The organism is Allobosea sp. UC22_33 (assembly GCF_042700715.1).
Lineage (GTDB): Bacteria > Pseudomonadota > Alphaproteobacteria > Rhizobiales > Beijerinckiaceae > Allobosea.
In genome coordinates this window covers 359,323-372,147 of the sequence record NZ_CP170556.1, presented here as the reverse complement: position 1 = coordinate 372,147, position 12,825 = coordinate 359,323, and the positions used below count along the sequence as shown (strand labels likewise).

The window sequence follows — 12,825 nt, the reverse complement described above, 5'->3', positions numbered from 1 at the left end:
CTCGCCCTGCGGCAGAGTCTACCGTCCCCTGCGCCAAAATCGCTCAACATTTGCGGTCAGTTCAGCTTACACTGGCAAGAATATTAAACAGAACCGGGAGCCCATCATGCTGTCGAATGTCGCCGTCAGGGATATCGAGACCCTCGTCCATCCCTATACCAACCTCGCCACGCATCGGCAGACGGGCCCGCTGATCCTGGAGAGCGGCAAGGGCATCTATGTCTACGACTCCTCGGGCAAGGAATATATCGAGGGCATGGCGGGGCTGTGGTGCACCTCGCTCGGCTATTCCAACCAGGAACTGGTCGAGACCGCCTATGAGCAGATGAAGAAGCTGCCCTTCACCCATATCTTCGGCGGGCGCAGCCATGACCCGGCGATCGAGCTGGCCGAGAAGCTCAAGGAAATCGCTCCGGTTCCGATCTCCAAGGTGTTCTACGGCGCGTCGGGCTCCGACGCGAACGACACCCAGGTCAAGATCGTCTGGTATCTCAACAACGCGCTCGGCCGCCCGCAGAAGAAGAAGATCATCTCGCGGCTGAAGGGCTATCACGGCGTCACCGTCGCCTCGGCCTCGCTGACCGGCCTGCCGAACAACCATATCGATTTCGACCTGCCGCTGCCGGGCATCCTGCACACCTCCTGCCCGCACCACTACCGCTTCGCCGAGCCGGGCGAGAGCGAGCAGGACTACTCGTCGCGCCTTGCCGCCGAACTCGAAGAGATGATCCTGCGCGAGGGGCCGGACACGGTCGCCGCCTTCATCGCCGAGCCGGTGATGGGCGCCGGCGGCGCGATCATCCCGCCGGAGGGCTATTTCGAGAAGATCAATGCCGTGCTCGCCAAGTACGACATCCTGTTCATCTCGGACGAGGTCATCACCGGCTTCGGCCGCACCGGCAAGATGTTCGGCACCGAGACCTATGGGCTGAACGCCGACTCGATCTCGCTCGCCAAGCAGATCACCTCGGCCTATTTCCCGCTCAGCGCCGTGATGATGAACGACAAGATCTATGACGTTCTGGTCGACCAGAGCCGCAAGATCGGCACCTTCGGCCACGGCAACACCTATGCCGGCCATCCGGTCGGCTGCGCCGTCGCGGTGAAGACGCTGGAGATCTACCAGCGCGACAGAATCGTCGAGCATGTCGAGAAGGTCTCGCCGACCTTCCTGCGCCGCCTGATCAAACTGAACGAGCATCCGCTCGTCGGCGAGGCCAAGGGCGTCGGCCTGATCGGCGGCGCCGAGCTGGTCAAGGACAAGCAGACCAAGGCCTCCTTCGAGACCAAGAAGGGCGTCGGCGCCAAGGCCGTGGCCTATGCGCTGGAAGAGGGCTTCATCACCCGCGCCATGGGCGACCGCCTCGCCTTCTGCCCGCCGCTCGTGATCAACGAGGCCGAGATCGAGGAAATGTTCAACCGCTGCGAGCGCGCCCTCGACAAGACCCTGAACTGGGCCAAGGCCGAAGGCTTGCTGGCCTGACATCGCCGGCATTGCGGAACCACGAAAGGCCGGGCGGCGACGCCCGGCCTTTTGCTGTTCAGCAATATGGCGAAATCGGAGATCGCCGCCCGAAAACGCCATGAACAGATCACAGACGCGCCCCAGCGCCGTCCCGATCCGCCGTCAGACAGGAGAGGTCGGCAGGCGCGAGCCGCCGGCACGAGGTCGCTTCAGACGAGTCAGGAACCATGTTTCAACGCGACGCCCATTCCCCGGCACCGGCCCGCAAGGGGTTCCACGACGCCACGGCGCGGGCGACCTATGCCTCCCGCTTCCGCCCGATCGCAATTCGGGCGGTCGCCGCGGGAACCCGACAGGCACCGCCTGCGTTGAAGCAGCACGGTGATGCACGTCAGGCCGATTTGCCCGGCGTTCTCCGCCACGGTTTCTACGACTGAAACCTCCCCTTCGAGACCCATGACTTGGCCGGTGCGGAGCTTGCTCCCACCGGCCTTTTCTTGGGCTGAGGGCGCCCAAACGAAAACGGGCGGCCCGAAGGCCGCCCGCTCGAACATTCTGGATTAGCCGTCTGATCGATCAGACCACGATGACCTTCGCGCCGACCGGCACGCGGTTGAAGAGGTCGATCGCGTCGATGTTGCGCATCCGGATGCAGCCGGATGAGGCCGAGCGGCCGATCGTCTCCGGCTCGTTGGTGCCGTGGATGCGGTAGAGCGTGTCGTGGCCGTTCTGGTAGAGATAGAGCGCGCGGGCGCCGAGCGGGTTTTCCGGCCCGCCATTCATGCCGCCGGCAACCGGCTTCAGATGCGGCCAGCGCTTGACCATCTCGGCCGGCGGCGTCCAGCGCGGCCATTCGGCCTTGCGCTGCACCACGGCCTCGCCGGTCCAGCCAAAAGCCTCGTCACCGGTGGCGACGCCGTAGCGGATCGCCTTCTTGTTCGGCAGGACGAGATAGAGGAACTTCTCTTTCGTATCGACATAGACCGTGCCCGGCGGCTGCCCGGTCGGATCGCTGATCTCGTAGGGGAGATAGGGCAGGTAGGTGTCGAACTTGGGGACGAGCGCAATATATTCCGCATCACGGGCTGACAGCTCCGGCGCGCTGACGCTCTTGTACTGGCAGGCGCCCAGCAGGGCGGACAGTGCCAGTGCAACGAAAACGGTCTTCTTCATAGCCTCCACCCAGCCGACCCGAAGGCAGCCTTTATGATGAATCGAACGTTAACGCTTCGTATCGCCAGAGCGCTTCCCCACAAGCGGCGGCTCGGCGAAGCACTAGGCCTCAAACGACCATCGTGCAATCCGGTTCCCCAAATGGCCGTCGGAAGGCCACAATGCGTGGCAAACCAGCCACGCATTGTCCTGCAGCCTGCCCCAGCGCGTGGATAACCGACTTTGACGACCCTGTTCTTCACCCATCCAGCCGGCCTTCGACATGCGATGCCGCCGGGGCATCCCGAATGCGCAGACCGATTGAAAGCCGTCGAGCACGCATTGGAGGCCGAGCGTTTCGCGGCACTGATTCGGCTGGAGGCGCCGCTCGGCACGCTCGACCAGGTCGCGCTGTGTCATCCTGTATCCTACGCGCAGGCGCTCATCGCCTCCGTGCCCGCGGCCGGGTTCGTGCAGGTCGATGCGGACACGCTGATGTCGCCCGGCACGATGGAAGCGGCTTTGCGCGGCGTCGGCGGCGCGGTCGCGGCCGTGGACGAGGTGATGGCCGGCAAGGCGCGCAACGCCTTCGTCGCGATGCGCCCGCCCGGCCATCATGCCGAGCGCGAGCGCGCCATGGGCTTCTGCTTCTTCAACCATTCCGCGATCGCGGCCCGCCATGCGCAGAAGGCGCACGGCGCCCAGCGCGTCGCCATCGTCGACTGGGACGTCCATCACGGCAACGGCACGCAGGACATCTTCTGGGACGATGCCAGCGTGCTCTACGCCTCCGTCCACGAGATGCCGCTCTACCCCGGCACCGGGGCGGCCTCGGAGCGCGGCACGCAAGGCACGATCGTCAATGTCCCCTTGCGAGCAGGCGACGGCTCAGACGAGTTCCGCGACGCTTTCGAGACCGCGATCCTGCCGCGGCTCGATGCGTTCCGCCCCGATCTCGTGGTGATCTCGGCCGGGTTCGATGCGCATTGGCGCGACCCGCTCGCCGATCTCAACCTGCGCGAGGCCGATTTCACCTGGGCGACGCAAAAGCTGATGGAGGTGGCCGACCGCCATGCCGGCGGCCGGATCGTCTCGGTGCTGGAGGGCGGCTACGATCTCGACGCTCTCGCGAAATCGACCGCCGCCCATGTCTCGGCGCTGATGGAGGGCTGAGCGCCGGGCCTGCCGCCTATTCCAGCGGCGACGTCTCGGCGATCTCGATGCCGAAGCCGGAAAGGCCGACGAAGGAGCGCGGCGAGGAGGCGAGATTGATGATCGAGCGGACGCCGAGATCGCGCAGGATCTGCGCGCCCAGGCCGACCTCGCGCCATTGCTGGCTGCGCAGGGCGTCGGAGTTCTCGTCGTCGACGGGCTTGATCGGCACGCCGGCGCTGCCGTCGCGCAGATAGATCAGCACGCCCTTGCCTTCCTGCTGGAAGCGGCGCAGCGCGCACTGGATCGAGCTGGCGCCACCGAGCACGTCGGCGACCACATCGGCGCGGTGCAGGCGGGCCGGCACCTTGTCTCCATCGCCGAGCTTGCCCATCACGAAGGCGAAATGCTGGGTGCTGTCGAAAGGCGTGACATAGACATGGCCAGTGACGTCGCCGAACGCGGTCTTGACCGGGAAGGAATGCACGCGCTCGACCAGCTTCTCGCGCAGCTGGCGATAGGCGATCAGGTCCGCAACGGTGATCTGCTTGAGGCCGTGCTTTTCGGCGAAAGCGGTGATCTGCGCGCCCTTCATCACCGTGCCGTCGTCATTGGCGAGTTCGCAGATGACACCGACCTGCGGGAGGTCGGCGAGCTTGCACAGGTCGACCGCCGCCTCAGTATGGCCGGAGCGCATCAGCACGCCACCGTCCTTGGCGATCAGCGGAAAGACATGGCCCGGGCGGACGAAATCGGCGGCGCCCATATTGCCGTTGGCGAGCGCGCGCACCGTGTTGGTGCGCTGCTCGGCCGAGATGCCGGTGGTCAGCCCGTGCTTGACGTCGACGGTGATGGTGAAGGCCGTGCCGAGCGGGGCATCGTTCGAGGAGACCATCGGGTCGAGGCGCAGGCGCCGGGCCTCGCTCGCGGTCAAAGGCGCGCAGACGATGCCGCAGGTGTTGCGGATGATGAAGGCCATCTTCTCCGGCGTGCAGAGCGAGGCGGCGACGATGAGATCGCCCTCGTTCTCGCGATCATCGTCATCGGTGACGATGACGATCTCGCCGCGGGCGAAGGCTTCGATGGTCTCTGCGACATTGTTGGACATGGCAGCCTCGCGCGGCCCTGACAGGCCGAGGAAATCATTGGGGGTGACGGTGCCGCCGGTGGCGGCGGTGATGCGCTCGGCGCTTTCGCGGGAGATCCAGGCGGCCGGGTCGTTGCAGAGCGCGGTCACGCTGGCCGGCGACAGGCCGACCTGCCTGGCGAAGGTGCTGCGTGCGATCTTGTTCTGCCGGAGCCAGACGTCGAGCTTCATGCCGTGAAGCTAATACGACGACATTTCATTATCAATGAATCAGCGATGCATTTTCAGTATTGCTGAAATGCAAACTCTTTGGTGCATCATGCTCGGGCTTGCCCCGAGCATCTCATGACCAGGAAGGCTCTCGTACCAGAGCCCATTTCAGCCAGAGATTCTCGGGTCTGCGCTTCGCTTCGCCCGAGAATGACGGCGATGTCACTCCTGGAACGGCCAGCGCGGCTCGACGACGCCGACCTGCGCGCGGTGACGCAGATACTGGTCGGCCAATACGCAGGCGACCATCGCCTCGCCGACCGGCACGGCGCGGATGCCGACGCAGGGGTCGTGGCGGCCCTTGGTGAACATTTCGGCCTCGCCGCCGGTGCGGGTCACGGTCGCGCGGGTCGCCAGGATCGAGGAAGTCGGCTTCACGGCGAAGCGGGCGACGATCGGCTGGCCTGTCGAAATGCCGCCGAGGATGCCGCCGGCATGGTTGGAGAGGAAGAGCGGCTTGCCGTCATTGCCGGCGCGCATCTCGTCGGCATTCTCCTCGCCGGAGAGTTCGGCCGCGCCAAAACCCTCGCCGATCTCGACGCCCTTGACCGCATTGATGCTCATCAGTGCCGAGGCGATCTCCGCATCGAGCTTGGCGTAGATCGGCGCGCCCAGGCCCGCCGGCACGCCCTCGGCTACGATCTCCAGCACGGCACCGATCGAGGAGCCGGACTTCCTGATGCCGTCGAGATAACCCTCGAAAAAGGCGGCAGCCTTGGCATCGGGGCAGAAGAACGGGTTGCGGCCGACCTCCTCCCAGTCCCAGTTGGCGCGGTCGATCTTGTGCGGCCCCATCTGGACGAGGGCGCCGCGCACGATCATGCCGGGCACGACCTTGCGGGCGATGGCGCCGGCGGCGACGCGCATCGCCGTCTCGCGCGCGGAGGAGCGACCGCCGCCGCGATAGTCGCGGATGCCGTATTTCACGTCATAGGTGAAATCGGCATGGCCTGGCCGGTACTTGTCCTTGATGTCGGAATAATCCTTCGAGCGCTGGTCGACATTGTCGATCATCAGCCCGATCGAGGTGCCGGTCGTCACCTGTACGCCGTCGCTCTCGCGGGCGAAGACGCCGGAGACGATGCGGACCTGGTCCGGCTCCTGGCGCTGCGTGGTGAAGCGCGACTGGCCCGGCCGGCGGCGGTCGAGATCGCCCTGGATGTCGGCCTCGGTCAACGGGAGCAGCGGCGGGCAGCCGTCGACGACGCAGCCGATGGCGGGCCCATGGCTCTCGCCGAAGGTGGTGACGCGGAAGAGATGGCCGAAACTGTTGTGGGACATGAGCGTGCCTGCGGAACCGATCCTGCCCTCATAAGCGGTAACCGGCCGGGGCGAAAGCGCGCGACCGCGCCGATCAGCGATGGGCGTGAGACATCACTGATCGGGACGGCGCGCCGAAGCGTCAGCGGGTCGCGGGGATGGCCGGGCCGAGACCTTGTCGCAGCGCCGTCCGAATGAGACGCGCCAATTCGGAATGGATGTCCTTGCGCGAACGCTCGCCGGGTTCCCCGCACAGGGGCTCCTCTTCTCCTTCGGAGCGCAACATCTCGGCGGCCCCGTCCTTGCACTCCGGCAGGAAGCTGTAGTGATGGGCGCCGGTCACGGTCGCATAAGTCCCTTTCGGCGTTTGGGACGCCAATTGATCGGCGACGACGCCGGGAGGAATGGTCGTGGGAGCGCCGAGATTGACGAAGCTCATGGGAATGGCGACCTCGGCGAGGCTTCGTTCGTCATAGGCCTGGGCCAGACCGGGATCGACCATGACCGCGGCCTTGATACGGGGGTCACGGTCCGATTGCTCGAACAGTGCGCGATCGACCGCACGCAGGTTCACCTTGTCGACCTTCTTGCTGGCCCCGTTCACAAAGCCGATGCCGCCGGCATACGAGGCGCAATCCCATCGGGTTTGGGCGTCGCAATACCGGGCATAGGCTTCCAGCGTAGTGCGGGCGCCGGCGATCCTCATGGCGGCGGCGCCGCCGAGCGAGAAGCCGACGACGCCGATCCTGTCGCCATCGACGCGAACGCGCCATTGCGGGTCGGTGATCAGCCGATCCGCAACCGCGGACAGATCCTGCCTGCGCTGCCACAGCTTCGGAGTGTCGGCCGGGGTGGAATCCCCCGATGTCGTGCCCGGATGGTCCGGGCCGGCCACGATAAAGCCGGCCTCGGCGAGCTCCGTGGCAAGCCAGCTCATGGCCTGAGCGCTGCCTCCAGAGCCATGCGACAGCAGCACGAGCGGAAAGCGTCCCTCAGCCTGGGGAGCGTCGCGCATCACGGGCGTGCCCTTGAACAAGCCGTTATCGCCTACCAGCACCGGCTGGCCGCCGGGCGCGGACGGATACCAGAGGGTGACGGATAGCTGGCGGCCATGTTCGTCGGCAGGGATGACCAGCTGGCGCATACCGACATCGCCCAAGCACGGGGTGACGAGGCCGGTGGCGAGGAGCGCGGCGGACAGGGCTCGCAACATGGACATAACGATTCTCCGATGGCTAAAAGCACAGAGAAATCGTCGCCTATCGGACGGGCCGGCGCGTTCTCGATCGCGATCGAGGTCGTTTCCGATCGCGATCCGGGCCACGATCGGCCAAATCTCCTCATCCCGATGCCTTGACGCTCATGATCTTCGTTCCCTTGCCTTTCGTCGCCGCCTTGCTGCTGCTGATCCTACTCGCGATGCTCCTGAGCCAATCCGAGCGGCGGGTGAACGCTCCGTTTCTCCTGCTCATCGGTCTCAGCGCCTTGCAGTCGTTCCTCGTCGGCATGCGCTGGGGTTACGACATCGCCGCGATACGCTATTTGTTGCCGGTCTGTGCCGCCTGCCTGCCGCCGCTGGTCCTGGCCAGTTTCCGCAAGCTGGTGCATCGAGACGAGCCGGACGGCACGGTGGCCGTAGGATTTTGGGTACTTCCGCCCGCAATGATGGCCGGGCTGCTGTTCCTGGCACCTCGGCTCATCGATGCCGCGCTGGCTGCCCTGTTCGTCGCCTATGCGGGGGCGCTGTTGCGGCTCGGCCGCCTCGGCCCCGACGGGTTGGACGAGGCGCGTCTCGACGCCGCCGGCCCCGCCCATCGGGCGATGCTCGTCGCGGCGGCTTCGCTGTGCCTGTCGGCCGCGATCGACTTGATCATCTTCCTGGATTTCGAATGGGCGCGGGGGCGGCATGCCGCCTTCATCGCCGGCAACGCGAATCTACTGGGACTGTTCTGCATCGGCGTCACGGCGGCGATCGCCGCTCGCGCCGAGGTTTCCGCCGAACCCACCCCCGAGGCCGATCTGTCGGCCGCTACGGTGGAGCAGGACAGGGAGATGCTAGGACGCATCGAACGCCTCCTTGAGGAAAGGAAGCTCTTTCTTCGAGGAGGATCTGACATTATCGCGGCTGGCACGCCGGGCCGGCGTCCCCAGCCGGCAGATCTCCCGAGCAGTCAACCGGATGACCGGCAAGAACGTCTCGCAATACATCAATGATTTTCGAGTCGCGGAGGCCTGCCGGCTGCTGCCGGCGAAACGCTCGGTGACGATGGCGATGCTGGAGGCCGGGTTTCAGACCAAGTCGAATTTCAACCGGGAGTTCCGTCGCGTGACCGGGCTGAGCCCGGCGGCATGGCGCGATCGGAACTGCCCGTCGGCCTCCGACTGAACCGCCGGCGTGTCAGTGCGCCGGCGCCTTCGCCGGCGCCGCCGGCGCGCCCTCCCAGCGCGTATGCGCCGGCAGGTTCTCGCCCTTCATGATGACGGTGAGCAGGCCGATCTGGGCGTAGTCGCCGACATGGGTGTCGTAGAGCACGGTCGCGCCCGCGCCGACGCAGACGCCCTTGCCGAGCCTGACACGGCCGACCTTCATCACCCGGTCCTCATAGAGATGAGTCTGCAGCGCCGAATGGGCGTTGACCGTGCAGAAATCGCCGACCCGGATGCAGTCGAACTCGGTGATATCCGTCGAGTCGAGCCAGACGCCCTTGCCGTATTTCGCGCCGAACAGCATCAGGAACCAGGGCAGGAACGGCGTGCCGCGCAGATAGTCGAACAGGACCTTGCCGCCGAGGCCCCAATACATCACCGCCACCGCCTCGGTGCGCATCGCCCACCACGACCACATCGGCTTCATCACGGGCTTGTAGACGCCCATCATCAGCCATTTGACGGCGGCGCAGATCAGCGCCTGCACCACGGCGATCGCGACGGCCACGCCCATGAAGGAGAGCACGAGGCCGATCCAGTCGCCCTCGTTGATGCGCTGCTGCAAGACCATGTCGACCGCGATCGTGCCGAAGGTGATGAACAGCATCGCCGGGAAGGAGGTGTGCAGCGCCTCGAACAGGCCGCGCCCGAACTGCTTGGCGAAGGAGGGCTTGTAGGTCCAGTCGGCGCCGAGATCGACCTTCTGCCGCGTCGGCAGGCGGATCGGCGGCGAGCCGAACCAGGTGTCGCCCGGCTGCATGCGGTCATTGGCGGGGGGTTTCGACTTGATGCCGATCAGCACGCGATCGGGGATGACGGCGCCGGGCGGCACCACCGCGTCGTTGCCGACGAAGACCTGGTCGCCGGTGCGCGTCGCGTCGAGGCGCATATAGCCGCGGCGCATGTCCTCGTCGCCGAAGACGACCTCGTCGGCGATGAAGTTGCCGGCGCCGATGCCGGTGAGGTCATAGCGGCCGGAGAGATTGGTCGAGATTTCCGCGCCCTTGCCGATGCTGGCGCCCATCAGCCGGTACCAGGCGCGCATGTAGATGGTGGCGAAGAGCGAGGAGAGCGTCTCCAGCGTCACCTCGGTCGCCAAAGCCACCGTCCATTTGCGGGCGTAGAAGCCGGAATGGATCGACCAGGAGCCCGAGGTCACGCGCGGCAGGATCGCCCAGCGCAGGCCCGCCATCAGCAGCACCGTGAAGGCGATCAGGCCGATCGCGGTCGGCCAGGTCAGGATCGGCAGGAACCAGAGATAGCTGATATCGGTCCAGCCGGCGATGAAGTAGTCGATCTTGTCGAACAGCCAGAAGGCCGGGAAGATCGGCAGCAGGCTGACCGGCGGCAGCACCACCAGCATCAGGATGTAGAAACAGGTCAGCAGCGCGCGGCGGCCGGGCGAGGCCTCGGCCTGCGGCGGCAGCGCGGCGACATCGACCATGCCGATCTTGCGGGCGGGCGTGCCGTCCCAGATCTCCGCCTCGCCGACATGGGCGCCGGGCCGAATGGCGGTCAGGTCGCCGATTTCGGCGTGGTCGCCTATCACCGAATCGTGGCCGAGCACGACGGAGGCGCCGGCCGAGACGTCCTTGCCGATGGTGATGCGGCCGATGATCAGCTTGTCGCCGATCGCCTCGCCATTGGCGAAGGTGGTCTTGGAGCCGAAGCTGGTGCCGTCGCCGATCTCGATCAGGTCGATGGCGCCGGCCTCGTAATCGGAGATGATGACGTCGCGACCGACCCTGGCGCCGAGCAGGCGCCAGTAGAAGCGCATCACCGGCGTGCCCTGCAGCCATTTGATATGGACGAGCCCGGCGACGCGGGCGGCAAACCACCAGCGGAAGTAATAGACGCCCCAGAGCGGGTAGACGCCTGGCTTGGTGCGGCCGAGCACCAGCCATTTGAGCGCGATGGCGATCAGGCCGGTCACGACGATGATCGCGACATAGACGCCAAGCAGCGCCGCGATCTGGCCGAGCAGCGGCAGGTCCTCGCCCGAGAGGATCATGTAGGTGACGAAGACGCCGAGCCATTGCGCCGTCGCAAGGCCGATGATGACCGGCAGTGCCGCCGCCTGCGCAAGGCCGCAGAGGAAGCGCCGCAGCAAGGGCGGCGGCGTGAAGGAGAGGTCCTCGGCTTCGGCGACGCCTCGCTCGTCGAGGAGTGCCGCCATCCCACGCAAATTGCGGGCGGCATAGACGTCCTGCAGCGTGATGCCGGCATAGGCCGGCGTCTCGCGCACGATCGAGATGAAGCGGGCCGCCAGCAGCGAATGGCCACCGAGATCGATGAAGAAATCGGCCTCCAGCGGCAGGCTGGCCGTACCGAGCACGCGCTTCGCCGCCTCGAGTAGCGCGGCTTCCGTCGCGTTGCGCGGCGGCTCCTGCTCGCCATCGGCGCTCGGCGCCGTCAGCGGCGCCGCCTTCAGCATCTTGCGGTCGACCTTGCCGGAGACCATGCGCGGCAGCGAGCCCGCCGCCTCGAAATGCGCCGGCACCATATAGGGCGGCAGCTTCTCGCGGAGCGCGGCCCGCAACACCGGGCCGTCGACCGCGACGCCGGGCTCGGGCACGACGAAGGCGACGAGGCGCTCGATGCCGTCATCGGTGCGCAGCACGACCGCCGCCTGGGCGACGCCGGGCTCGTCGGCAAGCTTGGATTCGATCTCGCCGAGTTCGACGCGGAAACCGCGGATCTTGATCTGGTCGTCGATGCGGCCGTGGAAGACGATATTGCCGTCAGCGTCGAGGCTGACGGCATCACCCGAGCGGTAGAGGATCGGATCGCCCCCGCCGGCGACGCCCGCGAAGGGATTGGCGATGAACTTCTCGGCCGTCAGCTCAGGGCGGCCGTGATAGCCCTTGGCGACGCCGGGGCCGCCGATCAGCAATTCGCCCTGCTCGCCCGGCTGGACGAGGCGCATATCCTCGCTGACGACATAGGCCGTGTAGTTCGGGATCGGCTTGCCGATGGTCACGGTCTCGCCGGGGACGACCTCGGCTGCGGTCGCGACCACCGTCGCCTCGGTCGGGCCGTAGGTGTTCAGGATGCGGCGGCCGGGCTTCGACCATTTCTGCACGATCGCCGGCGGCAGGGCCTCGCCGCCGAGCAGGATCAGCTTCAGCGAGGGCACGTCGGCCGGCAGGATGCCGAGCAAGGTCGGCACGGTGTCGATGATGGTGACGCCGGCCTCGTTCAGGATGTCAGGCAGCTTCTCGGCATCGCCCATCATCTCGGGCGAGGCGACGAACAGCGTCGCGCCGACGAGATAGGGCGTCCAGATCTCCTCCATCGACAGGTCGAAGGCGACCGAGGCACCCTGGAACGCAACATCATCCGGCCCGAAGCCGTAGACCGCGTTCCCGGAGCGCAGGAAATGGCAGATATTGCGATGGCTGATGACGATCGCCTTGGGCGTGCCCGTCGAGCCCGAGGTGTAGATCAGATAGGCCGGATGATCCGGGGTCAGGCCTGCGGGACGCGTCGGCGGTTCCGTGCCATCGGCGCCAGCTGCAAGGCCCTCGGGCGTCCAGACGGTGCGCTCAGTCGCCTCGGCCCGGCCGGACCAGCCGGCGCAGGTGACGATGCCCTTGGCCTGGGCATCGTCGAGGCAGGTCGCGATGCGCTCGACCGGCGCCTCCGCATCGAAGGGAATCCAGGCGGCGCCCGCGCGCGTGATCGCGATCTGCGCGACGAGGAGATCGATGCCGCGCGGCATCCACAGGCCGACCATGTCGCCGGGGCCGATGCCGGCGAGCTGGAGGCCCCGCGCCTGACGCCCGGCCTGCGCCCAGACCTCGGCATAGCTGAGGCGGCGCGAGAGATCGGTGAGCGCGGGATGATCGGGACGGGTCGCGACCGTGGCCGCGAAAATCTCGGCCAGCACCTCGTCCCGAATCAAATCGGGACGCTTCTCGCCCGCCAGCATGGCAAGAGTGTTGGCGGCAGCCGCGTCAGACGCCGCCGACAGCTTCGTCATATCGTTCATCGCGCCCCGCTGCGCTGAAAG

10 protein-coding genes are annotated in these 12,825 nt (G+C 66.5%); 5 read left to right on the top strand and 5 right to left on the bottom strand.

The window, feature by feature from the left end; genetic code table 11:
- The first annotated feature begins 106 nt into the window (after positions 1-106).
- Both ACFJGT_RS01730 and ACFJGT_RS01725 read left to right on the top strand, forming a co-directional pair.
- The gene (locus ACFJGT_RS01730; protein WP_377845229.1) at positions 107-1,483 is read left to right on the top strand and encodes an aspartate aminotransferase family protein; all 1,377 of its coding nucleotides are present in this window, start codon (positions 107-109) and stop codon (positions 1,481-1,483) included.
- Positions 1,484-1,692: 209 nt separating this feature from the next.
- Positions 1,693-1,902, top strand: coding sequence for a hypothetical protein (locus ACFJGT_RS01725; RefSeq protein ID WP_377845227.1), 210 nt, complete (start codon positions 1,693-1,695; stop codon positions 1,900-1,902).
- 139 nt (positions 1,903-2,041) lie between these two features.
- Here the strand turns inward: ACFJGT_RS01725 and ACFJGT_RS01720 are convergent, their stop codons facing one another.
- On the bottom strand, positions 2,042-2,638 hold the full coding sequence (locus tag ACFJGT_RS01720) for a L,D-transpeptidase (protein WP_377845225.1): 597 nt from the start codon (positions 2,636-2,638) through the stop codon (positions 2,042-2,044).
- A 222-nt stretch (positions 2,639-2,860) separates the two neighbouring features.
- Here ACFJGT_RS01720 and ACFJGT_RS01715 point away from each other — a divergent pair, with 222 nt between their 5' ends.
- The gene (locus tag ACFJGT_RS01715; protein WP_377845224.1) at positions 2,861-3,790 is read left to right on the top strand and encodes a histone deacetylase family protein; all 930 of its coding nucleotides are present in this window, start codon (positions 2,861-2,863) and stop codon (positions 3,788-3,790) included.
- Between the two features lie 16 nt (positions 3,791-3,806).
- On the opposite strand, the gene ribB is transcribed toward ACFJGT_RS01715, so the two are convergent.
- The 3 genes from ribB to ACFJGT_RS01700 all read right to left on the bottom strand — a co-directional run bounded on the left by ribB (position 3,807) and on the right by ACFJGT_RS01700 (position 7,605).
- Positions 3,807-5,087 carry a 3,4-dihydroxy-2-butanone-4-phosphate synthase gene (ribB, locus tag ACFJGT_RS01710; protein WP_377845223.1) on the bottom strand — a complete coding sequence of 427 codons (1,281 nt, stop codon included), beginning with the start codon at positions 5,085-5,087 and terminating at the stop codon, positions 3,807-3,809.
- Positions 5,088-5,288: 201 nt separating this feature from the next.
- Positions 5,289-6,407, bottom strand: coding sequence for a chorismate synthase (gene aroC / locus ACFJGT_RS01705; RefSeq protein ID WP_377845220.1), 1,119 nt, complete (start codon positions 6,405-6,407; stop codon positions 5,289-5,291).
- A gap of 121 nt (positions 6,408-6,528) precedes the next feature.
- On the bottom strand, positions 6,529-7,605 hold the full coding sequence (locus tag ACFJGT_RS01700; protein ID WP_377845218.1) for an alpha/beta hydrolase family protein: 1,077 nt from the start codon (positions 7,603-7,605) through the stop codon (positions 6,529-6,531).
- 143 nt (positions 7,606-7,748) lie between these two features.
- On the opposite strand from ACFJGT_RS01700, the gene ACFJGT_RS01695 reads away from it, so the two are divergent.
- Positions 7,749-8,600 carry an AraC family transcriptional regulator gene (locus tag ACFJGT_RS01695; protein ID WP_377845216.1) on the top strand — a complete coding sequence of 284 codons (852 nt, stop codon included), beginning with the start codon at positions 7,749-7,751 and terminating at the stop codon, positions 8,598-8,600.
- Positions 8,566-8,772 carry a helix-turn-helix domain-containing protein gene (locus ACFJGT_RS01690; protein WP_377845214.1) on the top strand — a complete coding sequence of 69 codons (207 nt, stop codon included), beginning with the start codon at positions 8,566-8,568 and terminating at the stop codon, positions 8,770-8,772. Before ACFJGT_RS01695 ends, ACFJGT_RS01690 begins: the two co-directional genes overlap by 35 nt.
- A gap of 12 nt (positions 8,773-8,784) precedes the next feature.
- On the opposite strand, the gene ACFJGT_RS01685 is transcribed toward ACFJGT_RS01690, so the two are convergent.
- Positions 8,785-12,804 carry a Pls/PosA family non-ribosomal peptide synthetase gene (locus ACFJGT_RS01685; protein WP_377845211.1) on the bottom strand — a complete coding sequence of 1,340 codons (4,020 nt, stop codon included), beginning with the start codon at positions 12,802-12,804 and terminating at the stop codon, positions 8,785-8,787.
- Between the last annotated feature and the right edge of the window lie 21 nt (positions 12,805-12,825).